Source organism: Allostreptomyces psammosilenae, from assembly GCF_013407765.1.
Classification (GTDB): Bacteria; Actinomycetota; Actinomycetes; order Streptomycetales; family Streptomycetaceae; genus Allostreptomyces; species Allostreptomyces psammosilenae.
Window position 1 is genome coordinate 703,120 of the sequence record NZ_JACBZD010000002.1, and the last position, 25,334, is coordinate 728,453.

The following is a 25,334-nucleotide window of genomic DNA, read 5'->3' on the forward strand; positions in this document are numbered from 1 at the left end:
GCGTCGCCGGACCGCGAGGCCGGTCCGGCGACGCGCCGCGTCTCCCGTGTCTCCGCCCTGCTCCCGACCTTCCCCTGGGACCGCCTGGCGCCGTACAAGGCGACCGCGGCGGCGCACCCGGACGGCATCGTCGACCTGTCCGTCGGCACGCCGGTCGACCCGGTGCCGGCCTCCGTGCAGGAGGCCCTGGCGGAGGCCGCGGACAGCCCCGGCTACCCGACCGTGCACGGCCCGCTCGCGCTCCGCGAGGCCGTGGTCGGGTGGCTGACCGGCCGCCTGGGCGTCGGCGGCCTGGACCCGGCGGCGGTGCTGCCCACGGTCGGATCCAAGGAACTGGTCGCCCTGCTGCCCTGGCAGCTCGGCATCGGCCCCGGTGACCAGGTCGCCTTCCCGCGCTGCGCCTACCCGACCTACGAGGTGGGGGCGCGGCTGGCGCACGCCGAGCCGGTCGTCTACGACGTGGAGGAGCTGGCCGCCGACCCGGCCGGGTGCGGGCTGGATCCGTCCCGGCTGCGCCTGCTGTGGCTGAACAGCCCGTCCAACCCGACCGGTCGGGTGCTGGACGCGGCGGAGCTGCGCCGGATCGTCGACTGGGCGCGCGGGCACGGCGTGCTGGTCGTCTCCGACGAGTGCTACGTGGAGCTGGGCTGGGACGCCGACCCCGTCTCGGTGCTCGACACCCGGGTCAGCGGCGGCTCGCACGCCGGGCTGCTGGCGGTGCACTCGCTGTCCAAGCGGTCCAACCTCGCCGGCTACCGGGCGGCCTTCGCCGCCGGCGACCCGGAGGTCGTGGCGGAGCTGCTGGCGGTGCGCAAGCACTCCGGGCTGATGGTGCCCCGCCCGGTGCAGGCGGCGCTGGCGGCGGCGCTCGCCGACCAGCGGCACGTCACCGAGCAGCGTGCCCGGTACGCGGCGCGGCGGGCGGCGCTGCGGGAGGTGCTGACCGCCTCCGGCTTCCGCATCGACCACTCGCAGGCCGGGCTGTACCTGTGGGCCACCCGCGGCGAGCCGTGCTGGGAGAGCGTGGCGGCGCTGGCGGAGCACGGTGTGCTGGTGGCCCCGGGCGAGTTCTACGGCGAGGCGGGCGCCCGGCACGTCCGGGTCGCGGTGACCGCCACCGACGAACGCGTCGCGGCGGCCGTCAAGCGCCTGGGCTAGCGCCCGGAGCGGGCGCGCGGCGCCGGCCCGCGGCACACGGCGGTGCCGGAACGCACAGCGGCGCGGGGCCGGATCCACGGATCCGGCCCCGCGCCGTCGCGCACCGGGCCGTCGGGCCGGTCGGCCGATCAGCCGGCCGAGAGCTGGCCACCGCCGATGTGCCCGACCGGGACGGCGTCGATCAGGCGGCCGTCGACCGGGGCGCCGGCCTGCGTGGTGACGTGCTCGACGGTGTTGCCGAGCAGGTAGCCGCGGTCGTCCTCCTGGCTCTGGCCGCCGTCGCGCTGCTCGGCCGCCGCCTGCTGGGCGTCCGCGGCCATCTGCACCCCGCCGAGGGCGCTGCCGCCGATGGCGCCCACCGCGAACGGGGCGGTGCCGAGGGCGGTCTCCTGGGTGGTCTGCACCGCCTGGGTGGTGAGGGGCTGGGCCCGGGCGACCGAGTCCTGGGCGGTGCCGGCGAGCTCGCCGGCGGTCGACAGGGTGTTCGCCGAGGCGGTGCCCGCCGCGGCGACGGTACCGGCCGCGGCCAGGACCGCGACCTGGGCGACCCGGCGGGTCAGGGAGTTGGACATCGTGCTCCTCGCGGTTGTGACTCGGTGTCGGTGGCGGGGGAGGGCGGACGGTGGAGTCCGCGTCCGCCGGGCGGACACCGTGCCAACCGCGTGCCGCCCGATGAGGTTGCGGGAGCGCGAGGTAAAGATTTGGTAAAGTGCCGGTCCGGGGCCGGCCGGACCGTTCCGGCCGCCAGGGGCCGACCCCCGGGCCGGCCGCCCGGTCACTGCCCTATGACGTCCAGGTGCACGTGGTCGCGGTGCATCAGGATGTCGCGGTCGCCGGGCGCGTCCGGCGAGACCTGGTAGTCCCGCCAGCCCTGCGCGGAGCGCAGCTGCGTCCAGATCTTGCCGTCGTAGATCACCGTGGCGATGTCCAGCTCCTCCGCGTGCGCCATGGCCCACTGGGCCACCGCCCAGCCGTGGCGCTGGTTCTCGTCGTCGATGGGCCGGAAGAAGACGTCGATCGCCCGGCCGTCGTAGTGCGCCGAGTCGCTGCCGTGGCCGTAGTTCACCCCGCCCGGCTCGAACCCGCCGAGCGGCAGCTCGCCGAAGTCCCGGGCCAGCGCCTCGCGGACCCGCTCGGCGCGCGGCTGCAGGCCGACCTCGTTCAGCTCCCCCTCGGGCAGGCTGCGCGGGCCGCTCAGGGTGCAGGTCAGGCCGCCCTCCACCCGCCCGGTCAGCGCCGCCGCCATCACCGCGGAGGCCGTCTCGTGCTTGGCGTACGCCTGCGGGTAGCCGCTGCGCTGCACCTCCTGGGCGGCCTCGGTCAGCGGCAGCCGGGTGTAGCCGTCGATCTCCACCAGCGCGTCGTAGAACTTGTTGGTGGCGTAGACCGGGTCGGTGATCTGCTCCGGCGTGCCCCAGCCCTGGGAGGGGCGCTGCTGGAACAGGCCGAGCGAGTCGCGGTCGCCGTGGTCGATGTTGCGCAGCTGCGACTCCTGCCAGGCCGTGGCCAGGGCTATGGTCACGGCCCGCTCGGGGAGCTGGCGCCGGATGCCCACGGCCGCGATGGTGGCCGCGTTGGCCGCCTGCTCCTGGTCCAACGTCACCTCGGAGCCCTCGGCGCGCACCACGCAGCCCCCGGCCCACGGCATCGGGATCCCGATCTGGCGTGCGACCAAGTACGCGGCGAGCAGCACCAGGACCAGGCCCGAGGCGAGGAAGAGCAGGACACGGCGGCGCACGGGTGACTCCATCCGGGACGTCGGCGAGCGAACAACGGCGGGAACGGGCGGGGATCGTGTGAGGGGCGTGAACGGGCGGTGTCGGACAGTGGCGACCGCTCACGCTACTGGCTGAAACGCGCGTGCGGGCACGGCGGGTTCCCGCCCCCGGAGCACCGGGATCCGCGACATCGCCACATATCGGACACATCCGTGCGGGCTCTAAGCTGACGCCGACCCGAAGGGCCCCCCGCCCCGGGACGCCGCCCCACCGCAGCCAAGGAAGTGCGCACATGACCACCCCGCAGCTCGACCTGTCCGCCGACGCCGTCGCGCTCACCGCCCAGCTCGTGGACATCCCCTCGGTCAGCGGCTCGGAGCGGGTCCTCGCCGACGCGGTGGAGGCGGCCCTGCGCGCCCTGCCCCACCTGACCGTGGAGCGCGACGGCAACGCGGTGGTCGCCCGCACCGAACTCGGACGCGCCGAACGCGTCGTGCTGGCCGGGCACCTGGACACCGTGCCGATCGCCGACAACCTGCCCTCCCGGCTGGAGGACGGCCTGCTCTACGGCTGCGGCACCTCGGACATGAAGTCCGGGGTGGCCGTGCAGCTGCGGACCGCCGCCACCGTGCCGGAGCCCAACCGGGACGTGACCTTCGTCTTCTACGACTGCGAGGAGGTCGAGGCGGCCCGCAACGGGCTCGGCCGGCTGGTCCGGACCCACCCCGACTGGCTCGCCGGCGACTTCGCCGTCGTCCTGGAGGGCACCAGCGGCCTGGTGGAGGGCGGCTGCCAGGGCACGGCCCGGGTGCGGGTCACGGTGCGCGGGCAGCGCGCCCACTCGGCGCGCTCCTGGCTCGGCCAGAACGCGATCCACGGCGTCGCGCCGATCCTCGCCAAGCTGGCCGCCCACCAGCCCCGGCGGGTGGTCATCGACGGCCTGGAGTACCGGGAGGGCCTGAACGCGGTGGGCATCGAGGGCGGCGTCGCCGGCAACGTGATCCCGGACGAGTGCGCCGTCACCGTGAACTTCCGCTACGCCCCGGACCGCTCGGAGCAGGAGGCGCTGGACTACCTGCGGGAGTTCTTCGGGCAGTGGGAGGTGGAGGTCACCGACTCCTCCCCGGGCGCCCTGCCCGGCCTCGGCCACCCGGCCGCCGCGGCGTTCGTCGCCGCCACCGGGGGCGAGGTGCGGGCCAAGTACGGCTGGACGGACGTGGCCCGGTTCTCCGCACTCGGCGTGCCGGCGGTCAACTACGGCCCCGGTGACCCGAACCTCGCGCACACCCGGGAGGAGCACGTGGTCTGCGCGGCCGTGCTGGAGTGCGAGGAGCGCATCCGGCACTGGCTCACCGCCTGAGCCCCGCCGGCCGCCCCGCCGCCCGCGGCCCCGCTCGCCGTGCGCCGCCCGGGCTGGCCGTGCGCCGCCCGGGGAGGTGACCGCGCGGTGAACCCTGGTGGAAGAGGCCCCGGCCCGGCCGAGGAGCCGCCCGGCGCGGTCCTCGGAGTCGTAGGCTCCACTCATGGCTGACGAGGTGAACGACGTGAAGGTGCCGGACGGCCCCGCGCAGCGCAACGAGGCCCGGCTCGCCCAGCGGTTGAGGCTGCCCGAGCGGCAGCGCGGCCCGGTCCTGATGCGGCGGGGCCAGATCCAGGACGAGACCACCGACCAGCGGCTGCTGGACAGCCGGGGCCCGACGGACTGGGTGCACTCGGACCCGTGGCGGGTGCTGCGGATCCAGTCGGAGTTCGTCGAGGGCTTCGGCGCGCTCGCCGAGCTCGGCCCCGCGATCAGCGTCTTCGGCTCGGCGCGCACCCCCGAGGGCAGCACGGAGTACGTGGCCGGGGTGAAGATCGGCTCGGCGCTGGCGAACGCCGGCTACGCGGTGATCACCGGCGGCGGCCCGGGGGCCATGGAGGCGGCCAACCGCGGGGCCGTCGAGGCCGGCGGCGTCTCGGTGGGACTCGGCATCGAGCTGCCGTTCGAGCAGGGCCTGAACGAGTACGTCGACATCGGCATCAACTTCCGCTACTTCTTCGTGCGCAAGACGATGTTCGTCAAGTACTCGCAGGGCTTCGTGGTGCTCCCGGGCGGCTTCGGCACGCTGGACGAGCTCTTCGAGGCGCTCACCCTGGTGCAGACCCGCAAGGTGACCCGCTTCCCGGTGATCCTCTTCGGCAGCGACTACTGGCGCGGCCTGCTCGACTGGGTGACCCACACGCTGGTCGCCGACGGCAAGGCGTCCAAGGCGGACCTGGAGCTGATCCACCTGACCGACGACGTCGACGAGGTGATGGAGCTGCTCCGCACCGCGACCGCGACCCGCGTCATCCCGGAGCGGCCCGAGTAGGACCGGCCGGCCGCTCCGCCGGGTCGGTTCGGGCCTGGTCGGTTCGGGCCTGGTCGGTTCCGGCCGGGGCGGCTCAGGCCAGGCCCCGGCGGGCCACGCTCGGCTCCCGCGTCCCGCGGATCGCCGCCACCATGTCCAGGACCTGCCGGGTCTCGGCGACCTGGTGGGCGCGGTAGACGCGGGCGCCGAGCCAGGCGGAGACGGCGGTGGCGGCCAGGGTGCCGAGCAGCCGCTCGTCCACCGGCAGGTCCAGCGTCTCGCCGACGAAGTCCTTGTTCGAGAGCGAGACCAGCACCGGCCAGTCGGTGGCGGTCATCTCGCCGAGCCGGCGGGTGGCCTCCAGCGAGTGGCGGGTGTTCTTGCCGAAGTCGTGCCCGGGGTCGATGAGGATCGACTCGCGCGGCACGCCGAGGGCCGCCGCGCGCTCGGCGAGGCCGACGACCACCTCGAGGATGTCCGCCATGACGTCGTCGTAGCCGACGCGGTGCGGGCGGGTGCGCGGCCGGACCGGGCGGTGGCCGGCGTGGGTGCACACCAGGCCGGCGCGGTGGCGGGCGGCCACCTCGGCGAGCCCCGGGTCGACGCCGCCCCAGGCGTCGTTGAGCACGTCGGCGCCGGCCCGGCAGACGGCGTCGCCGACCTCGGCGCGCCAGGTGTCCACGCTCACCACCACGTGCGGGAAGCTCGCCCGGACCTCGGCGACGAACGGCACGGTGCGGGCCGCCTCCTCCTCGGCCGTGACCTCGGCGCCGGGACCGGCCTTGACCCCGCCGATGTCGACTATCGCGGCGCCGGCCGCGACGGCCCGTTCGACCGCCGCCATCGCGGCCTGGTCGGTGAAGTTGGCGCCGCGGTCGAAGAAGGAGTCGGGGGTGCGGTTGATGATCGCCATGACCACCAGTTCCTCGGGGGAGAACTCCCGCCGCCCCAGCACCAACGGCCTGCCGTTCACGTGTCCACCTCGTTGTTCGCTCTGCGTTCGCACGGCACAGTCAACCAGCCGTCGCCCGCGGGCGCAGGGTCCGGGCGCGTGGGGGCGGGTAGGCTCCGGACACGCACTGGGCGGCAAGGCGGCAAGCGGACAACGGTGGGAGTGAGCTGGCGTGTTGTGGTTCATGGTCGCGGCGCTGGCCGTGGTGGTGGCCGCGGTCGCGGTGGTGGTGCTGGGCGCGGGCGGCTCGCTGCCGGACGCCGAGGTCGACCACGCCCGCCCGCAGCCGCCGTCCGGCCGACTGCTGTCGCCGCAGGACGTGGACGGCGTGCGGTTCACGGTGGCGCCGCGCGGCTACCGGATGGACGAGGTGGACGCGCTGCTGGACCGGCTGGCCGGCGAGCTGGCGCTGCGCGAGGCGCGGATCGCCGACCTGGAGGAGGCGGTCACCGCCGCCGGCCGGTCGGAGGCCGGGACGGCCGGGTCCGCGACCGGCGCCGGCCACCCGACCGGGGGGAACGGCGTGACCGGCGGGGAGGGTGCGACGGGCGGGGAGGGCGTCGCGACCTCGCAGGACGCCTCCGGGGCGGAGCGGGACCGGCGTGCGGCGGCCGAGCAGGGGATCGAACAGGAGTGACCGTCCGGTCGCTTCCGGCCGGGTGACCCCGGCGACGCTCGGTGGCGCCTGATGTGTTCTACGCTTCCAAAGCCTGTCCGATTCATCCGCGTTTGAGGTGTTATTGCAGGTCAGTTCGGTGGTTCGCGAGCATCGCGTTGTTCACCGACCTCCCGGATGCGGGATAATGGCAACCGTTCAATGCGTTCGATGTTGGCGGATTTGTGTCCGCCGGCGCGTCGATGAGCAGGTTGCAGGAAGGGGAACAGGCATGGCGGCCATGAAGCCGCGGACGGGCGACGGCCCGCTCGAGGTGACCAAGGAAGGGCGGGGCATCGTCATGCGAGTTCCGCTCGAGGGCGGCGGCCGGCTGGTCGTGGAGCTGTCCACGGACGAGGCGGATGCCCTCGGCGAGGCACTGCGCAACGCCTGCGGCTGACGGGCGGCCAGTCCGTCCCGCTCGCTGCTCACTCAACCGACGACTCCGACGCCCGCGCGGGCCCGCCTGTGTGGTGGGCGCGACCACTCCGCGCGCGTCGGTCGAGGACTCGCACCGCGGCCCCGGCGGCCGGTGGCGGGAGACACCAACCGTCTCTCCACCGGTTACCGGGGCCGCGGTGCGCTCGCACGCCCCCGCTCCCGTCGCCGGGACGCGTCCCGCGCCCTCTCCGCCCCGCGGCGGGCGGGCCCTCTCCGGCCGTTCCCGCCCCCCGTCCCGCCCCCCGCTGAGGCCCCGAAAGCGGACCCGCTTCGTGTGCGGGGAGTGTGTGATCGGACACACTGGGCGCTCCCCACCCTCCGCCCGCTCCGCTCCGCTCGCCTCCCGCACCCGCCCTGACCTGCGATTTCGCTCACCGGCCGGCGAACGGGCCGAGGCCGCCGCGACCGGCCCCGGGCCGGTGTGATGCGGAATTCTCGCGCTGTTCACGCCGTTGTGGCGAGTGCCAGGCACTCTGGGGAGTGATGAGGCGATTGTCCGTATCTGAGCGATCGGGTCCCGTGGACCGGATCGTCCTCACGGGCGGACCGTCGCCGCTGCTCCCGCGGCCACCGGGGTCGGGGGACGGGCGACAGGCAGGAGGTATGGGACGTGTTCGCGGCATGCACCACGCGGGGGGCCTCGATCCAGCTGGACGCCCCGCTGGTCTCTGACACGTCGCTGGCGCAGGTGACCCGGGCCGTCCGGTCCTTCCAGGACGACGGCAGCCTGCCCTCGACGGTGTACCTGATCTTCATCGACGGCAGCGACCAGTCCGTCCTCGCCCGGTGGCGACTGGACGGCAAGGGGTTCTGGGGGCCGGTACGGCCACCGGAACTCGCCCTCGGGGGTCTCTCGCTGGCTTCCTAGGACGGGACGGACCACGCGGTGGTCCGTCCCGTCCTCCCGTTTGCGGGACCTACACCCCACGGGACGTCCCGGGGCCACGGCCCCACACCGAGGCCCCCGGCATGGGCGCGCCTCGGGGTGGTCCCCCAGAAAACCCTGACCCCCACCCCCTCCCACCGACCGATCAACCCCCGCTGACCTGCGAAGACGCCTCTCGGGGGGCCGGCGGGCGGGGGATCCGCCTTATGTCGTGCTGATGGGGCCGCCGGATATGGTAGGGACCCCGCTGGAGCACCAGACCGAACGAGGAGGTGTGGCTATGGGTGGTCACCGCGAAAGGCGCCTGTTCGGCCGCGACGCCGCCCGTACGCCGAAGCACGTGAAGAACTCCCCCCCTGCCGCCCGGGAAGCCGCCGGTTCCGACCGGTGGGACGCCGCCGCCACCACGCTCGCGCCCGCCGAGCGGCCCACGGCCGAGCCGGCCGCGGCAGCCGCCTCCGACGGCCGTGCGGGCCGGCAGGCCCAGCAGCGCCGGGTGACAGCAGGGTTCTCCACGGACTCGGCGGCGGAGAGCTGGACGCCGCCGTCGTGGGAGTCGATCGTCAGTACCCACAGCGCTCGGGTGTACCGCCTCGCCTACCGCCTGACCGGCAACCAGCACGACGCCGAGGACCTCACCCAGGAGGTCTTCGTCCGGGTGTTCCGCTCGCTGTCGACCTACACCCCCGGCACCTTCGAGGGCTGGCTGCACCGGATCACCACCAACCTGTTCCTCGACATGGCCCGCCGCCGCCAGCGCATCCGCTTCGACGCGCTGGCCGACGACGCCGCCGAACGCCTGCCCAGCCGGGAGGCCGGGCCGGCCCAGGCCTACCACGACAGCCACTTCGACGCCGACGTCCAGGAGGCCCTGGACACCCTGGCCCCGGAGTTCCGTGCGGCCGTGGTGCTGTGCGACATCGAGGGGCTGTCCTACGAGGAGATCGCCGCCACGCTCGGGGTGAAGCTCGGCACCGTCCGCAGCCGCATCCACCGTGGCCGCTCCCACCTGCGCAAGATGCTCCAGCACCGTTCCCCGGACGCCCGCCAGAGCGCCGACGAGGCCGCCCTGGCGATGGCCGGCGTCGGGGTGGGCGGCGGGGCCGCCGACGGCGGCCTGGTGGCCTGGCCGGCGGTCGGCTCCGGCGGCACCGCCCACACCGCGACGGCCGGACTGCCCGGCCCGGCGCCCGGTGAGTCCGCACTGCCCGCCGCTGGGCGAGGAGGGCGAGTCCACGGGGCGGAGGGGACCAGGTGAGCCGCTGGGCGGAGGAGGCGCTGGGGGCCGACGACGCTCGGCATCCCTCCGGCTCCGCCCCCACCGCCGCGCGCCCAGCGGGCGTGCCGGCGGGTGCCGAGGTGCGCCAGTGCGCGGTGGACGTCACGGTCCAGGTGGCCGGGATGTCCTCCAACGGACACCTCGGTGACCGGCTCTCCGCCTTCGTGGACGGCGAGCTCCAGCACGGTGCTCGGGAACGCGTGCTCGCCCACCTGGCCGGCTGCGAGGCCTGCCGCGCGGAGGCGGACGGCCTGCGCCGCACCAAGGCCGCGCTCGACGCCCTGGTGCCCGAGCTCCCCTCCGACAGCCTGATGGAACGCCTGCTGGGGCTCGCCGGGCCCGGCGGCGGGCGCCCGCTCGGCGGCGGCCCCACCGCGCCGCTGGGCGTCGCCGACCAGCAGCCCGACGACCACCACCCCGGCCCGGCGGACCGCTCGGACCCGGCCGGCGGCGGAGCGCCGTCGGACGCCGACCGGGAAGGCGCCCGACGCCGCCCCGACGGCCCGGCGGGCACCGACCGCACGGAGGCCCTCGACCAGTCCGACCGGCCCGACCGGCGGTTCGGCAGGGACGGGTCGGAGCGGCCCGGAGGCCCAGGGCGCGCCGAGCGCGGTCGCGGGCAGTCCGGCGGGGCGACGGTGCTGCCGTTCCCCCCGCTGCGTCCGCGCCCCGCCGCGGCCGCCGCCGCACGCGGCCACCGCCTGGCGATGGCGGCCGCCGGAGCCGTCTCGGCCGCGGCCGTCGCCATCGGCGGCCTGACCACCGGGATGCTGCCGAGCGTGGCGCTGGAACGGCCGCTGTCCGACCAGGGCGGCGCCACGGCCAGGACCGGCGGGAACGCGTTGACCGGCGGATCGGGCACGGGCTTCGGCGGGACGCCCCCGCTGCTGCCGAGCGCCTCGATCGCGGGGCAGTCCGACTCGGGAAGCACCACCAGCCAGCTGTCCGGCTACGGGAGCTACCTGTCCGGCGGGGCGTACGGGTACCGCACACTGCCCGCCCTCGCCGAGCGGACGGCCGCACTCTCCGGCGCCGCGGACGGCTTCGTGGACGTCTCGGAACGGGTCAAGCGCTCGCTCAACGGCTGGGCACCCCTCGGCCTCGGTGCGGAGACCGTCCCGGAGCTGGGCGGGCCCGGGCTGGAGTAGCGGTCCCGGGCTGAGGTGGCGGCCCTGGCTGGTACAGCGGCCTGGGCGAACGGGAGTCGAGAAGGGACGGGAGAACGGCGGAGGGACCGGCCGCGGCAACACGCACGGACGGTCCCTCCACCGGGCTCCCGTCCTTTTGCGTGGGCGTGGGCCCGGCCCCGTCCACTCTCAAGTGCTCAGCCCTTGCCCATTCCCGAGTGCCGGCCCCTGTCTGTTTTCAGTCCCGTCCTGCCTGTCCTCCAGTGGCTGCTCCGCCTGTTCTCAAGTGCCCGCCCCTGCCCGTTTTCAAGTGGCGCCCCGCCCGTTCTCAAGTGGCCAGGCTGTCCCCGGAGGGCGTTCGCCAGTGCCCCCAGGCCCTGCCCACCCGTTCCGCAGTGCCCAGGCCCTGCCCACCCGTTCCGGCAGCGCCCCAGGCCCTGCCCGCCCGTTCCCCACTGCCCAGGCTCCGCCCGCCCGTTCCGCAGTGCCGGAGCCTGCCCAATTCCGCCCAATTCCCAGTCATGATGTGTTCATGACGTATTTCTCCCCGTACTACCCCCTTGGGGGGAAATGGGCCCCCGGGTTCAGGATCCCAGGCGATGGACATGCGGCGCAGCCCCGTCGAACGATCTGTGGACAACTCCGGGCATGCCCATGGCAGAGAGGACGCCTGCGCCAGGGAATCAAGCACGCATGCACTGGACAACGGGATCGGGAAGCTGCCCGGACTTCCCGGGCTGAGGAGGTAGCGAATCTGGAACCAGACAGGTGGCCACCAGCGTCGGGGCAGGGTGGGTGAGGCTTGTGAGGGCAGGGGCGTCACCGACGGGTTCCGCGCCATGGGCGGGCGTCGCTTGTGCACCATCAGCCCCAGGAGCAACAGCATCCCCGATGGCAACACCTGTAGGGGGCCCGAAGGGGGACCCCCTTCTTTCAACGATGGCATGGGGTGGGGGGCCTTCGCAGCCCCCCAGATTCCGCCTGTGGATAACTTCCGCCCCGCGCGGCGGCTGGGGTGGGGGCGATGGTGGCCGGCCGGTCGAGGGCGGCCCGCGGGGCGGGCCCGCCGGGGTGGGATGTTGGGCGTTCGGGCACGCGGGGGTGGCTTTCCGCAGTCTCGTACGCTGTGCCGTACGCGTGCACGATTTCCGTGGTTCGCGGTGAGTCACTGCCCTCACCGCCCCTCGGCCCGCGGCGGCCGGGTGGATCAGCGGGCAGGGAACCAGAACGGCGACGGCCGGGGGAGATAGGGACGGACATGGCCCAGGAAGAGCGCGGCGCCGGTCGCTGGTGGAACCGTCGCAAGGGCACGGAGACCCCGCAGGACGCGGTGCCGACCGGCGGACTGCCGACCGGCGGCCTCCCCACGGGGCCGGCGACGCCGGTGGGCCCGCACGCCGGGCACTCCGGCGGCGCGGCACCCGGTGGCGCGCCGGATCCGCGCTGGACGCCGGCCACCCACGGGCCGGCGCGGAGCGAGGGCGCCACGGCCCCGTCGCAGCAGCCCTCCGCACCCGCCGCACAGGAGCCCGTCGCCCCGCCGTCGGCCGCCCCGTCGTCCGCCGCGCGGCCGGGGCATGACGACACCGCGCAGACGGCCGCTCCCAACCCCGTGGACCCCGCCTCCGCCCCGGCCTCCTCCTCCGCCGCCCCAGCCCCCTCCGGGCCGGACGCGGCGGCCGAGCCGCGCGAAGCCGTGGAGGGGACCTCCGCCGGCTCGTCCTCCGCCGGTGCGGACGACCCCACCGCCCAGGACCCCTGGGCGCACACCCGGCACCACGCCTCGACGACCACCACGGGCGCCTGGGCCACTCCCGGGGCGCGCCGCCCGCTGCCGCTCGGCGGCTCCAAGGACACCCCGCCGTACGGCCTGCCGGCCACCCCCGAGGCCCCCGGCGGCAACCAGGCGTTCCCCCCGCCCGGGGGCTACGGCGGCGCCCCGGGCGCCGCGCCCGCCCCCTACGGTCCGCCGGCCGCCGGGCCCGGACCCGCGCCGCAGGGCGCGCCGGGGCCGCACGGCGCCCCGCCCGCGGGCCACGGCGCCCCGCACCCCGGCCACAACGGACCCCACCCGGGCCACAGCGGCCCGCACCCCCTGCCGGCCCGCCCGGCCCCCTACCCGTACCCCCCGGCGGCCCCGGGCGGGCCCGGAGGGCCGGGAGGCCCGCACCCGATGCCGGGCCCGGCGGGCCGCCCCTACCACCCCCTGGACGCCGCCCTCGCCGTGCCGTACGCCGCGCCCACCCCGCGCGGCGGCGGTCAGGTCTCCCGCCGTTCCGCGGTCGTCATCGCGCTGGCGCTCTCCCTGGTCACCGGCCTGGCGGGGGGCTTCGCCGGCGCGACGATGGCCGGTGACGACGCGCCGCCGGTGCACCTGGCCCAGCAGGGCTCCGGCGCCGGCGAGGAGCGCGCCGCTGACTCGGTGGGCGGGATAGCCCAGCGCGTGCTGCCCGGCGTGGTCTACATCTCGGTGCGGGACTCCCAGGGCGAGGGCAGCGGCACCGGCTTCGTGCTGGACACCGAGGGCCACATCCTCACCAACAACCACGTGGTCGGCGGGGCGGCCTCCGGTGGCGAGATCTCGGTCACCTTCGACGGCGGCCAGACCGTCGAGGCGGAGGTGGTCGGCGCGGACGCGGGCTACGACCTCGCGGTGATCCGGGTCTCCAACGTGCACGGCCTCACCCCGCTGCCGCTCGGCGACTCCGAGGAGGTGGCGGTCGGCGACCCGGTGATCGCCATCGGCGCGCCCTTCGGCCTCCAGGGCACCGTCACGTCCGGCATCATCAGCGCCGTCGACCGTCCGGTGACCGCCGGTGGGGAGACCGACCCGTCCGACGTGTCCTACGTCAACGCGCTGCAGACCGACGCCCCGATCAACCCCGGCAACTCCGGCGGGCCGCTGGTCAACGCGGCGGGCCAGGTCGTGGGCATCAACACCGCCATCCGCTCCGCCGGCGGCGGCCTGGATCCGTACGGCAACAGCGAGGCCGGCTCGATCGGCCTGGGCTTCGCGATCCCGGTCAACGAGGCCCGGAGGGTCGCCGAGCAGCTGATCAACGACGGCCACGCGGTGCACCCGGTGATCGGCGTGGTGCTCGACATGGGCTACACCGGAAACGGCGCGCGGATCCTGGACGGCACCTCCTCCGAGGGCGGCGAGCCGATCACCCCCGGCGGCCCCGGCGACCAGGCCGGCCTGCAGCCGGGCGACGTGATCACGGCGGTGGCGGGTGAGGCGGTCGCCTCGGGCGACGAGCTGATCGTCCGCATCCGCAGCCACGAACCGGGGGACGTGGTGGAGTTCACGGTCCAGCGCGACGGGGAGGAGCTGCGGCTGCCCGTCACCCTGGGTTCCAGCTCCTGACGGCCGTGCGTCACCCGGGCGCCGTCCGCCGTCCGCCCGGCCGGTGTGGCATGCGTCCCACCGGGCCGACGGGTGCCTCGGGGGCCCGTCGCCGGCCCGGCGGGCGGGCCGGCGACGGACTGATCGGGGCAGGACATGTTCCATGTGCCATGCCGCGGTTTACGCTGAGGCGAGTACAACCGTCCGGCCCGCGCCCGCCCGGATACGCCGCACCCAGGGAGCTGACGTGCTCGACATCGGTCTGCTAGAGATGGTCGCGCTCGGCGTGCTGGCCATCGTCATCTTCGGGCCCGAACGGCTGCCCAAGGTGATATCGGAGGTCGCCCGCTTCATCCGCCGGGTGCGGGCCTTCTCCGACAGCGCCCGCGAGGACATCCGCCGGGAGCTGGGCCCGGAGTTCAAGGACTTCGAGTTCGAGGACCTCAACCCGCGCACGTTCGTCCGCAAGAACCTGCTGGAGCCCGCCGACGTGGACCTGCGGGAGATCCGCGAGCTGGGCAGCTCGCTGCGCGACGACATCGAGGAGAGCGTCACCGGTGTCGCCAAGGCGAGCCCGACGACGTCCGCGGCCGGCGGCGGGAAGACCGTGCTGACCAAGGGCGGCGGCGCCACCGGTGCGGCCGGCTCGGCCGGCGCCGGCTCGGGCGAGGTCAGCCTGGTCAAGCCCGGCGAGCGCCCGCCGTTCGACGTCGACGCCACCTGACGGCCGTCCGTACCCGACGGCCGTCCGTCGGGCGGCCGTACCCCCATCTCCTACCGGACCGCCTCCCCGGCCGCATGCCGAGCCGCCGGTAACGAGTAATAAAAGGGGCAAAGAGCACCATATTTCCGCCATCCCCGCGCCGAGCCGTCGCCGGTGCGCCAGGATGTTCTCCGAAGGCGAGAGTTACCGGTCCTGGCCGCCGTGCGGCACGAGGGGGGACCGGCAATCGACAAGGAGGCGCCGCGGATGGACACCACGAGTCGTGCGGAGGCGGCCTCGGCCGCATCGGCGACCGCGGGCCGGATCGACACGTTCCTGAGTGCGGACTTCCCCTGGTACGGGCTGGACGAGGGGTGGACCGGCGCGCGCTGGCTCGGCCCCCTCGGCGTCATCAGCGGCGGCACCGTCGAGCACGGCACCCTCGGCCACGGCGACCGCCCCTCCCGCCTCCTGGAGGAGCAGCACAGCCGCCGCTTCGTGTGCGTGGTGACCCTGGCGCGCCGCCCGCTGCGCCGCACCACCGACGGCACCGGCACCCTGGAGGCCACCTCCGTCGGCTCCGCCGCCTGGCTGGCCGGCTCCGGCCTGCTGTCGTGCACCTGGCCGGGCCAGCTGGACCGCTCGCTGCGCCAGGACTGGCTGGACCAGCAGAGCACCCTCGCCTGGGAGCTCTCCGACGACCTCACCGGCCCCGCCTGGTCGACGCTGACCCTTCCGGTGGGGGGCGTGCCGCAGCCCTTCCACTACCGGGAGTCGGACTACGGCTGGGTGCTGGCCGGCGAGGGGCCGGGGGTGCACCTCGGGGCCTACGGCCGCGGGGTGAGCGCCTACGGCCTCGGCTTCGCCGTCCGGGGCGACCTTTCCGAATACCGCGAGCAGGGCCCCGCCACGGCGTGACGAGGCCCTGCTGGGAGCGGGGGAACGGGGCGGCCGCGGCCGCCCGAGGGGGCTGCCCGGGGCCTGACGGCGCCGGGGGCCCCGCGGGCTTCCGGGGCGGGCCCCGGAAGCTTCAGCTGGCGCTCCGGAGCGCCCTCAGAACTTGTTCCGGGGGGTCAGCCCCAGCGACATCCCGGACAGCCCGCGGGAGCGCCGGGTGAGCTTGCCGGCCATGCCGCGCAGCACCGAGCCGGCCGGGGAGGACGGGTCGGACAGCACCACCGGGGTGCCGTCGTCACCCCCCTCGCGCAGCCGCACGTCGATCGGCACCTGGCCCAGCACCGGGACCCGGGTGCCGGTGGTGCGGGTCAGCGCGTCGGCGACGGTCTGGCCGCCGCCGGTGCCGAAGACGTCCACCATCTCCCCGCAGTGCGGGCAGGGCATCCCCGACATGTTCTCGATCACGCCGACGATCTGCTGGTTGGTCTGGGTGGCGATGGTGCCGGCCCGCTCGGCCACCTCGGCGGCCGCCTGCTGCGGCGTGGTCACGATCAGGATCTCGGCGTTGGGGACCAGCTGGGCCACCGAGATCGCCACGTCGCCGGTGCCGGGCGGCAGGTCCAGCAGCAGCACGTCCAGGTCGCCCCAGTAGACGTCGGCCAGGAACTGCTGGAGCGCCCGGTGCAGCATCGGCCCGCGCCACACCACCGGGGAGTTGCCCGGGGTGAACATGCCGATGGAGATCACCTTCACGCCCCGCGCGGTCGGCGGCATGATCATGTTCTCGACCTGGGTGGGGCTGTCGGTCACGCCCAGCATCCGGGGCACCGAGTGCCCGTAGATGTCGGCGTCCACCACGCCCACCTTCAGGCCGTCCGCCGCCATCGCGGCGGCCAGGTTCACCGTGACGGACGACTTGCCGACGCCGCCCTTGCCGGAGGCCACGGCGTAGACGCGGGTCAGCGAGCCCGGCCGGGCGAACGGGATCTCCCGCTCGGCCTGCCCGCCGCGCAGCGACGCGGCCAGCTCGCGGCGCTGCTCGTCGCTCATCACGTCCAGCTCCACCCCGACCGAGGCCACCCCGGGGACCCGGCCCACGGCCTCGCGGACCCGGCTGGTGATCGTCTCGCGCATCGGGCAGCCGGCGACGGTGAGGTAGACGGCGACCCGTACGGCGCCGTCCTCGTCGATCTCCACCGACTTGACCATGCCGAGGTCGGTGATCGGGCGGTGGATCTCCGGATCCTGCACCGTGGCGAGGGCGGACTGGACCGCCCGCGGGTCGACCGGTGCGGTGCCCACACCGGCGGAGGGAGTCTCGGAAGCCATATTGGCCATGCTACGGCGCGCCCGACGGTTTCCTACCGCCCGGTTCGTCCTCCGCGCGTCCGGCCGTCCCCGCCCCCGAGCCCTCCGCCCGCTCGCGGTCGGCCCGCTCGTCCAGCTCCCGCAGCAGCGCGTGCAGCTCAGCCCGCAGGAAGTCCCGGGTCGCCACCTCGCCGACGGCGATCCGCAGGGTGGCCATCTCCCGGGTGAGGTACTCGGTGTCGGCGATGCTGCGCTCGTTCTGCGCCCGGTCCTGCTCCAGGTTGACCCGGTCCCGGTCGGCCTGCCGGTTCTGCGCCAGCAGGATCAGCGGCGCCGCGTAGGACGCCTGGAGCGAGAGCATCAGGGTGAGGAAGATGAACGGGTACTCGTCGAACCGCAGGGGCCGCGGGGCGAACGCGTTCCAGGTCAGCCAGGCGACGATGACCACCGTCATCCACACCAGGAACCGGCCGGTGCCCAGGAAGCGGGCGATGCGCTCCGCCAGCTGGCCGAAGGCGTCCGGGGCGGGCGTGATGAGCAGCCGCCGCCGGCCGGGGCGCTGGCCGCGCGGCACGTCCAGCCGGGGCGCCTCCAGGCGGGCCCGGCTCGGCTCGCGGTCGTCAGGCACGGCGCCGCACCCCCCGGCCCGCGCCGCCGCCCGCGCGGCCCGGGGCGCCCGCGCCGCCCGCGCCGCCCGTCCGGCCGCGGAGCGCCGTCGTCGCGCCCGGGCCGGCCGCGGAACCGCCCGCGGGCTGCTCCTCGTGCGGCAGCGACTCGCGCCAGTCCTCCGGCAGCAGGTGGTCCAGCACGTCGTCCACGGTGACCGCGCCGAGCAGGTGGTCGTCCTCGTCCACCACCGGCGCCGCCACCATGTTGTAGGTGGCCAGGTGGCTGGTCACCAGCTGCAGGCCCGCCTGCGGGGGCAGCGGGCGCAGGTCGGCGTCCACGATCGACCCCAGCAGCGTGTACGGCGGATCGCGCAGCAGCCGCTGGAAGTGGATCAGCCCCAGGTAGGTGCCGGTGGGCGTCTGCGTCGGCGGCCGGCACACGTACACCTGGCTGGCCAGCGCGGGCGACAGGTCGGGCTGGCGGACCCGGGCCAGCGCCTCCGCGACCGTGGCGTCCGGCTCCAGCACGATCGGCTCCGAGGTCATCAACCCGCCCGCGGTCTTCTCCGGGTACCGCAGCAGCCGGCGCAGCGGCGCCGCGTCGGTCGGCCGCATCAGCGCCAGCAGGCGTTCGGTGTCCTGCGCGGGCAGTTCGGAGAGCAGGTCCGCGGCGTCGTCCGGATCCATCTCCTCCAGCACGTTCGCGGCCCGTTCCTCGGCCAGCTTGCCCAGGATCTCCACCTGGTCGTCGTCCGGCAGCTCGCCGAGCACGTCGGCCAGCCGCTCGTCGTCGAGGGCCGCGGCCACCTCCGCGCGGCGCTTGGCGGACAGGTGGTGCAGCACCCCGGCGAGGTCGGCCGGGCGCAGCTGCTCGAACGTGGCCAGCAGGGTGGCCGCGCCCTGCTGCTCCTCGGCGAGCGCGAAACCGGTGACGGCCCGCCAGTCCACGGTCAGCGTCTCGCCGCCGCGCCGGCGCAGCCGCCCGCCGCCGCCCTTGCGGACGAACACCTTCTCCAACTGCCACTCCCGGCCGCGGCGGTTCACCATCGCCACGTCCAGGACGGTGACCTCCTCGCCGGTCTCCACCAGCGCCACCCGGCGGTCCAGCAGCTCGCCCAGCACCAGCGTCTCGCCCGGGCGCTGCTCGAAGCGGCGCAGGTTGACCACCCCCGTGGTGATCACCTGGCCGGACTCCAGGCCGGTGACCCGGGTGATCGGCAGGAAGATGCGGCGCCGGCTGACCACCTCCACCACCAGGCCGAGGACGATCGGCGGGCGGTCGTCCAGGCGCAGCGAGGCGACGACGTCGCGCACCCGTCCGACGTTGTCGCCGTCCAGGTCGAAGACGCCCATGCCGGACAGGTTGGAGACGAAGATGCGTGTCGTGGATCCGGGCACGTGGTCACCTCCCGCCTGTGAGCGGCCCGGCCCGTCCGCCCGACCCCGGAGGGGAGAGGTTCCTCGTGGCGCCACCCAGGGGAGCAACTCGGGCGAATGCGGTCGAACCGTTCACCAGACTAGGCGAGTTCCGGTCAGCCGTCCCGTAGGGCGTCCCCCGCGCGCGGCGGCGCCGGCGGGCGCCCCGGCCCGGTGGGGGACGGCGCCCCGGGATGCGGCAGGATGTCAGGGTCCGTGAACCGCCCCGTGATCACCCGCCGGTGATCCCCGCCCATCGCCGCCCGGCCCGAGCGCCGATCGCCCGGCCGGCACCTCCGGGAGGTACCGCCCGACATGCCCGCAGCCGCCGACGCCGTCGCCGCCCGGCCGCGCCCCTCGCTGCGCCCCGCTCCGCTGGCCCTGCTGGCCGTGCTGACCGCCCTGCTGGTGCTCACCGGGTGCACGGCGGCCGCCAGCGACCCGGGCTCCAACCTGATCGGCGACGACACCCCCGACCGGGCCCTGCAACGCGCCCGGGAGGCGGCCGCCGCGGCCGAGAGCGTGCACCTGGCCGGAACGGTGGTCAGCGCGGATCGCGAGTACGAGCTGGACATGCGGCTCGGTGCGGACGGGGCGATCGGGCGGATCACCACCGACGGGCGCACCTTCGAGCTGCTGCGGGTGGGCGAGGACCTCTACCTCAAGGGCGGCGAGGACTTCTACGCCGGCCCCCGGGAGTCGTCCGAAGGCGCCACGCCCTCGCCGAGCGGTTCGGCGAGCGGCCAGGCGCAGGACGCCGGGGGGGACGGGGAGGAGCAGCAGGACGGCGGCGCGGAGGGCGAGGAGTCCGAGGAGTCTGGGGACGGGGACGAGGAGGAGGCCGAGGCGGATCCGACCGCCGCGGCCAGCGCCTCCGCGCTGGAGCTGCTCGGCCAGAAGTACCTGAAGGTCCCGGCCGGCGACCCGGTCTACCAGCAGTTCTCGGTGTTCACCGACAAGGACGCGCTGCTGGCCGACCTGTTCGTGCTGAACGGCGCGCTGACCCAGGACGGCGACGCCGTCCTCGACGGCACCCGGGTCCTGCGGCTGGTCGCCGACGGCGGGGCCGGCGGGGCTATCGAGATCGCCATGGACGGCGAGCCCTACCCGCTGCGCTACCAGCGCGCCGCCGGGACCGGTGAGCTGCTGCTGTCCGAGTTCGGCGAGCCGGTGGAGGTGGCCGCCCCGGAGCAGGAGCAGGTGGTGGACTACGGCGACGAGCTGGAGCCGTCCGCGACGGAGTCCGCCGGCACGGAGGAGTAGCGCGCGCGGAGGGGAAGCGCGCGGACGGGGAGCGCCCGCGGGCGGGCCGGGCGGACCGGCCCGCCGGGCGCGTCCTCACAGCCAGCTGGGGCCCGTCCTCACAGCCAGCCGTTGCGGCGGAATCCCCGGTGCACCAGGAAACAGGCGACCAGGATCGCGCCCAGCACCACCGGGTAGCCGTAGCGCCAGCCCAGCTCCGGCATGTGCTCGAAGTTCATCCCGTAGATGCCCGCGACCATGGTGGGGATGGCGAAGATCGCCGCCCACGAGGTGATCTTGCGCATGTCCTCGTTCTGGGCCACCGTCACCTGCGCCAGGTTGGCCTGGAGGATCGAGGTCAGCAGCTCGTCGAACGCGCTGACCTGCTCGGTGACCCGCGCCAGGTGGTCGGCCACGTCCCGGAAGTAGTTCTGGATGTCCGGGTCCACCAGGCGCATCGGCCGCTCGGAGAGCAGCTGGAGCGGCCGGGCCAGCGGCGCCGTGGCCCGCTTCAGCTCCAGCAGTTCGCGCTTGAGCTGGTACACCCGCCCCGCGTCGTGTGACGGCCGGCCGCCCGCGCGGCGCCGCCCGCCGCGGCCGGCGCGCGGTTCGGCCGCGGCGAAGACCGCGTACTCCACCTCGTCGATGTCGTCCTGCACGGCGTCGGTCACCGCGAGGTAGTCGTCCACCGTCTGGTCGGCGATCGCGTGCAGCACCGCGGACGGCCCCTTCGCCAGCAGCTCCGGGTCCGACTCCAGCCGGTGCCGCAGCGCCCGCAGCGCCCCGTGCCCGTGCCGGACGGTGATCACGAAGTCGGCGCCGACGAACACCATGACCTCGCCGGTGTCCACCACCTCGCTGGTCGGCGTCAGCTCGTCGTGCTCCACGTAGCGCACCGTCTTGAACACCGTGAACAGCATGTCGTCGTACCGCTCCAGCTTCGGGCGCTGGTGGGCGTGGACGGCGTCCTCCACGGCCAGGGGGTGCAGGCCGAACAGCGAGGCGATGCCGGACAGCTCCCGCTCGTCCGGCTCGTACAGCGCCAGCCACACGAACCCCTCGCCGGTCGAGCGCACCTGCTCGACCGCTTCCTCCGGGGTCAGCCGGCGCACCCCACGCCGTCCGTCGCGGTACACGGCGCAGTCCACCACCGCGCTGGAGGGGGCCGGCGGCTGCTCGGGGGCGCCGGGGCGGCGGCGGACCGGGCGGACGGCTGCGCGGAGGTCACGGATCATCGACATGGTGCGGCTCCTTCACGGCCGTGCGCGTCGTGGCGCACGGCGGCCGGGGCGCGTAGCCGACCGGCGGCGGCGTGGGTGAGGGGCCCGGGACCGTCTCCGGGGATCGGGACCGGAACGGGCCGGATGGGCCGTGATCGCGCATTGACGGGACTGACAGCGCTGCCGAACGGGACCGACCGCGCTGTCGGAGCTGTCAGAACGTCACCCGCCGCCACCGTCGGACCGGGCAGACGCCGACGGGCAGCCACCCGGAGCCGCGGGGGCGGTCCGGGCGGTGGGAACTTGGCTGGTGCTGCGGGGGGCAGTCGTTGCCCCGGTGTGCCGGTGCTCACCCGAGGGATCGTCTGGATCGTCGAGCCGGTGCCGGCGCGGAGGTGGCGGGCGGTCGATGCGGACCGCTGGGTCTGCCACCGGCGGCGAGGTCTGGCCGCGACGTCAGCCGCTATGGGAGACGGGCGAGCTGCCGGTACTGCAAGGTCGGCTGGTATCCACCCGCAGCCACCTCCCTCGGCCGGTCCCCTGAGGGGAGAGTCTCGTCCGTGTGTGTGGTGGAACGCGCCCCGCGTGCGGGCATGCGCGTCCTGACCAGGACGTCACCTTAGCAGGTTTGGGTGACGATCCGGCGGGGTAACGGGCGGCACCGTTCCGCGGCGAGTCCCCGCGCCGGTTCCGGCGCGCCGATCCCTCAGGGGAACTTCTGCCCGGATGGAGCACCGGACAGTCCTTGACTGCTGATGGCCCCGGGAGGAGCGTGAGGAGCTATGAAGGGCGAGCCGAGGTGTCCCAGATGCGGAGGGCCGCTCCGCCGGCCCGGACTGTACGCGGACGACTGGCAGTGCGACGCGCACGGCGGCGTGCCGCCGCTGCACCCCGCCGCGGCGCCGAGCGCCGCCGCCCTCGGCGCCGTCGTGGAGCGGGCGGGCGTCCCGGTGTGGCTGCCCTGGCCGCTGCCCCGCGGCTGGCTGCACACGGGAGCCCACTACGCCGGGGACGGCCGCTCCGGCGCCCCGGCCGTGGCCGTCGCCTGCTCCGGACCGGGCCCGCTGGGCGGGCTGGGGGAGATGGTGCTGGTCTCCGAGGAACTCGGCGTCGGGCTCGGCGCCCACTACGCCGGGCTGCCCGGCTACGACCCGGGCCCGGCGCTCGCCGAGACGCCCTCCGACGCCAAGGTCACGGCCGCCGGCCGGCCCACCCCGCTGTGGTCGCTGCGCGACGCTCCCGCGGACCGCGCGGTCTTCGTCGGGGAGGCGATGGGGATGTGGCTGTGGGCCGTGCTGTGGCCCAACGCCGCGGGCGTGCTGATGTACGACGACCTGGCCCTCAGTGACCTGCGGGACGACACCGGGCCGGAGCTGGAGGCGCTGCCCTGCGGGGCGCTGTCACCGCGCCTGGGGTGACCCCGCGGCGGATGGCGTGGGGCGGGCCCGGACGGACGGGCGTGGTCCGCCCACGGTGGGCCGATTGGGGCCGGCGGGCACTTCGCGCGAGAATGGAGGGGTACCCGAGGACGACCGGAGCCCCATGCGTATCGACCTGCACGCCCACACCACCGCCTCAGACGGCACCGACAGCCCCGCCGAGTTGGTGCGCGGCGCCGTCGCAGCCGGCCTGGACGTGTTGGCCATCACCGACCACGACACCGTGGGGGGCTGGGAGCGCGCGGCGGAGGCCGTGGCGGAGCTGCCCGCCGGCACCTCCTTCACCCTCATCCCCGGCGCCGAGATCTCCTGCCGGCTCGGCGGGGTGAGCCTGCACCTCCTCGGCTACCTCTTCGACCCGGTGGAGCCGCGCTTCGCCGAGGTCCGCCGCAAGGTGCGGGCCTCCCGGGTGCACCGGGCCGAGCTGATCGTGGAACGCTGCCGGGAACTCGGCGCGCCGATCACCTGGGAGCAGGTCCGCCGGATCGCCGGCACCGGCGCGGTCGGCCGCCCGCACGTGGCGTCGGCCCTGGTCGAGGCCGGCGTGGTGCCGGACGTCTCCGCGGCGTTCACCGCCGAGTGGCTGGCCGACGGCGGGCGGGCCCACGTCGAGAAGCTGGAGCTGGACCCGGCGCAGGCCATCGCGCTGATCCGGGGCGCCGGCGGCGTCGCCGTCTTCGCCCACCCGGGCGCGGTGGGGCGCGGCCGGACGGTCACCGACGAGGCGATCGCCGAGCTGGCCGCGCAGGGGCTGGCCGGCGTCGAGGTCGACCACATGGACCACGACGAGGAGACCCGCAAGCGGCTGCGCGCCCTCGCCGGGGAGCTGGGCCTGCTGGTCACCGGCTCCAGCGACTACCACGGAACCCGCAAGACGGTCCGGCTCGGCGACTACCTCACCGAGGAGGGCGAGTACCGGCAGCTGGTGGAGCGCGCCGGGGGCACCTCCCCGGTGACCCGCTGAGCCGGTGACCCGGTGAGCGACCGAACCGGTGAGCCACTGAGCCGGTGAGCGACCGAGCCGGTGAGCCACTGAGCCGGTGACCTCGCCCCGCCGGACATCCACCACCCGAAACCGTCAGCGGCCGGCCCGCAGGGGCCGGCCGCCGGCGTTCCGCGCCCGGACCCGTCCGCGCCCGGCACCCCCGTAGCACCCGTACCGCCCGTACCGCCCGAGCACCACCAGGCACCACCCGAGAGCACCACCCATGGACCTGTTCGACGTCACCCTGTTCGGCTCGATCTTCCTGACCCTCTTCGTGATCATGGATCCGCCGGGCACCACCCCGATCTTCCTCAGCCTGACCGCCGGCCGACCGGTCCGGATCCAGCGCCGGATGGCCTGGCAGGCCGCCGCCGTCGCGTTCGGCGTCATCGCCCTGTTCGCCCTCTTCGGCCACCAGATCCTGAACTACCTGCACGTCTCCATCCCCGCACTGCGGGTCTCCGGTGGCGTGCTGCTGCTCCTGATCGCCCTGGACCTGCTGACCGGGAAGATGGACGAGCCGCAGCAGACCAAGGAGGTGAACGCGGCCCTGGTGCCGCTGGGCACGCCGCTGCTGGCCGGGCCGGGCGCCATCGTCACGGCGATGCTGGGCGTGGAGAGGGCCGGCGGCCTCGGCGGCCAGCTCGCGGTGTGGTCGGCGATCGTGGCGATGTGCCTGGTGATGTGGCTCACCATGCGGTTCTCGCTGGTCATCGTGCGGCTGCTGCGGGAGGGCGGGATCGTGCTGGTGACCAGGCTGTCCGGTCTGCTGCTGTCGGCGATCGCCGTCCAGCAGATCGCCGACGGCGTGATGGCCTTCGTCTCCGGCGCCTGAAGTGCCGGGCACCGCGTCGGCCTGCGGCCGGGGCGGGCCGGGCCGGGGCGGGCCGGGGCGGAGCAGGGGCGGGGGCGGCGGCGGGCGGCGGGCGGGAACGCGGAAGCGCCCCGCGCGGGGCGGGGCGCTTCCTGCGGCTGTCGCTTCGCTTCTTCTTCGTCTTCTTCGCTGGTACCGCTCGTTCTGCTTGCTTCTCGTCGTTCCCCGCCGGTGCGACCGCGTGGACGCCGGTCCACCACGGGGCCACCACGTCCGTCGCTCCGGGACCGCGGCGTCAGGCGGCGGAAGTCGAGTAGGGGCGGATGTAGAGGCGGTCGCCGGTCACCGCGGCGTTGTCGACCAGCTCCTGCGCCGTGGCGGCGTCGACGATGGTCCGCTCCTCGGTGGCGCCGCTCAGCGGGTTGAAGCGCGTGACTTCGAACTTCAAGGGTTCTCCTTCCGGGTCGTGGTGGCACGGTGGAGTCGCCGCCGTTCCTCGTTCCGCCGCGCCCCTGCCGTTGTTGCCGCTCGGCTCCGCATGCCACGAGGGCACGGGGGGCCAAACCGGCGAGCCTGTCGGCCCCCGGCGAGGGGTGCCGCGCGGTCCGCGGACGGTGGACGTGTGGTGCGGCCCCGGCGCTGGCGCCGGGCGTGCGGGAGCGCGCTGGACCGTGTCGAGGGGCCGGAGCGGCCGTCCTCCCCCAGGACTCGACCACGGCATGCGTCCGATCGCTCTCCCCGTGCTCTCTCAACACGAGGGATACCGCGAACATTCCCGCCACGGGAACTTTACCGGTTCCAACGAATTCA

The 25,334-nt window shown here is 75.1% G+C and carries 22 protein-coding genes and 1 pseudogene; 15 read left to right on the forward strand and 8 right to left on the reverse strand.

Features of this window, described 5'->3' with window-relative positions; all coding sequences use genetic code 11:
- The first annotated feature begins 57 nt into the window (after nt 1-57).
- A complete protein-coding gene (gene dapC / locus FHU37_RS25320) occupies nt 58-1,158 on the forward strand; it encodes a succinyldiaminopimelate transaminase (RefSeq protein WP_179817374.1) in 1,101 nt (366 codons plus the stop codon).
- A 128-nt stretch (nt 1,159-1,286) separates the two neighbouring features.
- On the opposite strand, the gene FHU37_RS25325 is transcribed toward dapC, so the two are convergent.
- The gene (locus FHU37_RS25325) at nt 1,287-1,730 is read right to left on the reverse strand and encodes a hypothetical protein (protein WP_179816973.1); all 444 of its coding nucleotides are present in this window, start codon (nt 1,728-1,730) and stop codon (nt 1,287-1,289) included.
- Nucleotides 1,731-1,933: 203 nt separating this feature from the next.
- Nucleotides 1,934-2,908: a VldE C-terminal domain-containing protein gene (locus tag FHU37_RS25330; RefSeq protein ID WP_179816974.1), complete on the reverse strand. Its 975-nt coding sequence runs from the start codon at nt 2,906-2,908 to the stop codon at nt 1,934-1,936.
- A gap of 260 nt (nt 2,909-3,168) precedes the next feature.
- On the opposite strand from FHU37_RS25330, the gene dapE reads away from it, so the two are divergent.
- The gene (dapE, locus tag FHU37_RS25335) at nt 3,169-4,236 is read left to right on the forward strand and encodes a succinyl-diaminopimelate desuccinylase (RefSeq protein ID WP_179816975.1); all 1,068 of its coding nucleotides are present in this window, start codon (nt 3,169-3,171) and stop codon (nt 4,234-4,236) included.
- 274 nt (nt 4,237-4,510) lie between these two features.
- Nucleotides 4,511-5,227, forward strand: coding sequence for an LOG family protein (locus FHU37_RS25340; protein WP_376774077.1), 717 nt, complete (start codon nt 4,511-4,513; stop codon nt 5,225-5,227).
- 73 nt (nt 5,228-5,300) lie between these two features.
- On the opposite strand, the gene folP is transcribed toward FHU37_RS25340, so the two are convergent.
- The gene (gene folP / locus FHU37_RS25345) at nt 5,301-6,119 is read right to left on the reverse strand and encodes a dihydropteroate synthase (protein WP_179817375.1); all 819 of its coding nucleotides are present in this window, start codon (nt 6,117-6,119) and stop codon (nt 5,301-5,303) included.
- A gap of 211 nt (nt 6,120-6,330) precedes the next feature.
- Here folP and FHU37_RS25350 point away from each other — a divergent pair, with 211 nt between their 5' ends.
- From FHU37_RS25350 to FHU37_RS25385, 8 genes and pseudogenes are all read left to right on the forward strand, one after another.
- Entirely contained in the window at nt 6,331-6,795 is a 465-nt protein-coding gene (locus tag FHU37_RS25350; protein ID WP_312892852.1) for a DivIVA domain-containing protein, read from the forward strand.
- Nucleotides 6,796-7,045: 250 nt separating this feature from the next.
- Nucleotides 7,046-7,213, forward strand: a complete 168-nt coding sequence (locus tag FHU37_RS25355; protein ID WP_179816977.1) for a DUF3117 domain-containing protein — start codon at nt 7,046-7,048, stop codon at nt 7,211-7,213.
- A 651-nt stretch (nt 7,214-7,864) separates the two neighbouring features.
- Nucleotides 7,865-8,122, forward strand: a complete 258-nt coding sequence (locus FHU37_RS25360; RefSeq protein WP_179816978.1) for a hypothetical protein — start codon at nt 7,865-7,867, stop codon at nt 8,120-8,122.
- 358 nt (nt 8,123-8,480) lie between these two features.
- Nucleotides 8,481-9,248 (forward strand): annotated as a pseudogene (gene sigE / locus FHU37_RS25365) (RNA polymerase sigma factor SigE); the annotation flags it as partial.
- A gap of 146 nt (nt 9,249-9,394) precedes the next feature.
- Nucleotides 9,395-10,567 (forward strand): zf-HC2 domain-containing protein, encoded by a 1,173-nt coding sequence (locus FHU37_RS28665; RefSeq protein WP_312892854.1) that lies wholly within the window; start codon nt 9,395-9,397, stop codon nt 10,565-10,567.
- Nucleotides 10,568-11,804: 1,237 nt separating this feature from the next.
- Complete coding sequence (locus FHU37_RS28670; protein WP_246451287.1) at nt 11,805-13,913, forward strand: trypsin-like peptidase domain-containing protein; 2,109 nt, start codon at nt 11,805-11,807, stop codon at nt 13,911-13,913.
- A 250-nt stretch (nt 13,914-14,163) separates the two neighbouring features.
- Nucleotides 14,164-14,616: a sec-independent translocase gene (locus tag FHU37_RS25380; protein WP_246451461.1), complete on the forward strand. Its 453-nt coding sequence runs from the start codon at nt 14,164-14,166 to the stop codon at nt 14,614-14,616.
- Between the two features lie 246 nt (nt 14,617-14,862).
- Nucleotides 14,863-15,513 carry a hypothetical protein gene (locus FHU37_RS25385; protein WP_179816980.1) on the forward strand — a complete coding sequence of 217 codons (651 nt, stop codon included), beginning with the start codon at nt 14,863-14,865 and terminating at the stop codon, nt 15,511-15,513.
- Nucleotides 15,514-15,648: 135 nt separating this feature from the next.
- Here FHU37_RS25385 and FHU37_RS25390 read toward each other — a convergent pair whose 3' ends face one another.
- From FHU37_RS25390 to FHU37_RS25400, 3 genes are read right to left on the reverse strand one after another with little or no spacing between them, the layout of a single operon-like run.
- Complete coding sequence (locus FHU37_RS25390; RefSeq protein WP_179816981.1) at nt 15,649-16,821, reverse strand: Mrp/NBP35 family ATP-binding protein; 1,173 nt, start codon at nt 16,819-16,821, stop codon at nt 15,649-15,651.
- Nucleotides 16,822-16,831: 10 nt separating this feature from the next.
- Nucleotides 16,832-17,428: a DUF1003 domain-containing protein gene (locus tag FHU37_RS25395; protein WP_179816982.1), complete on the reverse strand. Its 597-nt coding sequence runs from the start codon at nt 17,426-17,428 to the stop codon at nt 16,832-16,834.
- Complete coding sequence (locus FHU37_RS25400; protein ID WP_179817378.1) at nt 17,421-18,761, reverse strand: magnesium transporter MgtE N-terminal domain-containing protein; 1,341 nt, start codon at nt 18,759-18,761, stop codon at nt 17,421-17,423. The genes FHU37_RS25395 and FHU37_RS25400 overlap by 8 nt, the downstream gene beginning before the upstream one ends.
- 378 nt (nt 18,762-19,139) lie before the next feature.
- Here FHU37_RS25400 and FHU37_RS25405 point away from each other — a divergent pair, with 378 nt between their 5' ends.
- Nucleotides 19,140-20,087 (forward strand): hypothetical protein, encoded by a 948-nt coding sequence (locus tag FHU37_RS25405; RefSeq protein ID WP_179816983.1) that lies wholly within the window; start codon nt 19,140-19,142, stop codon nt 20,085-20,087.
- A 98-nt stretch (nt 20,088-20,185) separates the two neighbouring features.
- On the opposite strand, the gene FHU37_RS25410 is transcribed toward FHU37_RS25405, so the two are convergent.
- Nucleotides 20,186-21,307: a magnesium and cobalt transport protein CorA gene (locus FHU37_RS25410; RefSeq protein ID WP_179816984.1), complete on the reverse strand. Its 1,122-nt coding sequence runs from the start codon at nt 21,305-21,307 to the stop codon at nt 20,186-20,188.
- 761 nt (nt 21,308-22,068) lie between these two features.
- Between FHU37_RS25410 and FHU37_RS25415 the strand changes: the two genes are divergently transcribed.
- From FHU37_RS25415 to FHU37_RS25425, 3 genes are all read left to right on the forward strand, one after another.
- Nucleotides 22,069-22,704 (forward strand): DUF6758 family protein, encoded by a 636-nt coding sequence (locus FHU37_RS25415; protein WP_179816985.1) that lies wholly within the window; start codon nt 22,069-22,071, stop codon nt 22,702-22,704.
- Between the two features lie 124 nt (nt 22,705-22,828).
- A complete protein-coding gene (locus tag FHU37_RS25420; protein WP_179816986.1) occupies nt 22,829-23,689 on the forward strand; it encodes a PHP domain-containing protein in 861 nt (286 codons plus the stop codon).
- A gap of 250 nt (nt 23,690-23,939) precedes the next feature.
- Entirely contained in the window at nt 23,940-24,545 is a 606-nt protein-coding gene (locus tag FHU37_RS25425; protein ID WP_179817379.1) for a MarC family protein, read from the forward strand.
- 274 nt (nt 24,546-24,819) lie between these two features.
- Here the strand turns inward: FHU37_RS25425 and FHU37_RS25430 are convergent, their stop codons facing one another.
- The gene (locus FHU37_RS25430; RefSeq protein WP_179816987.1) at nt 24,820-24,972 is read right to left on the reverse strand and encodes a DUF8834 family protein; all 153 of its coding nucleotides are present in this window, start codon (nt 24,970-24,972) and stop codon (nt 24,820-24,822) included.
- Nucleotides 24,973-25,334 lie beyond the last annotated feature (362 nt).

Bases quoted from the DNA above. Each gene is read 5' to 3' on its own strand.
- FHU37_RS25325 (WP_179816973.1), bottom strand. From the start codon at position 1,730: ATGTCCAACTCCCTGACCCGCCGGGTCGCCCAGGTCGCGGTCCTGGCC.
- FHU37_RS25330 (WP_179816974.1), bottom strand. From the start codon at position 2,908: ATGGAGTCACCCGTGCGCCGCCGTGTCCTGCTCTTCCTCGCCTCGGGC.
- dapE (WP_179816975.1), top strand. From the start codon at position 3,169: ATGACCACCCCGCAGCTCGACCTGTCCGCCGACGCCGTCGCGCTCACC.
- FHU37_RS25340 (WP_376774077.1), top strand. From the start codon at position 4,511: ATGCGGCGGGGCCAGATCCAGGACGAGACCACCGACCAGCGGCTGCTG.
- folP (WP_179817375.1), bottom strand. From the start codon at position 6,119: ATGGCGATCATCAACCGCACCCCCGACTCCTTCTTCGACCGCGGCGCC.
- FHU37_RS25355 (WP_179816977.1), top strand. From the start codon at position 7,046: ATGGCGGCCATGAAGCCGCGGACGGGCGACGGCCCGCTCGAGGTGACC.
- FHU37_RS28670 (WP_246451287.1), top strand. From the start codon at position 11,805: ATGGCCCAGGAAGAGCGCGGCGCCGGTCGCTGGTGGAACCGTCGCAAG.
- FHU37_RS25380 (WP_246451461.1), top strand. From the start codon at position 14,164: ATGGTCGCGCTCGGCGTGCTGGCCATCGTCATCTTCGGGCCCGAACGG.
- FHU37_RS25385 (WP_179816980.1), top strand. From the start codon at position 14,863: ATGGACACCACGAGTCGTGCGGAGGCGGCCTCGGCCGCATCGGCGACC.
- FHU37_RS25390 (WP_179816981.1), bottom strand. From the start codon at position 16,821: ATGGCTTCCGAGACTCCCTCCGCCGGTGTGGGCACCGCACCGGTCGAC.
- FHU37_RS25400 (WP_179817378.1), bottom strand. From the start codon at position 18,761: ATGGGCGTCTTCGACCTGGACGGCGACAACGTCGGACGGGTGCGCGAC.
- FHU37_RS25405 (WP_179816983.1), top strand. From the start codon at position 19,140: ATGCCCGCAGCCGCCGACGCCGTCGCCGCCCGGCCGCGCCCCTCGCTG.
- FHU37_RS25410 (WP_179816984.1), bottom strand. From the start codon at position 21,307: ATGTCGATGATCCGTGACCTCCGCGCAGCCGTCCGCCCGGTCCGCCGC.
- FHU37_RS25415 (WP_179816985.1), top strand. From the start codon at position 22,069: ATGAAGGGCGAGCCGAGGTGTCCCAGATGCGGAGGGCCGCTCCGCCGG.
- FHU37_RS25420 (WP_179816986.1), top strand. From the start codon at position 22,829: ATGCGTATCGACCTGCACGCCCACACCACCGCCTCAGACGGCACCGAC.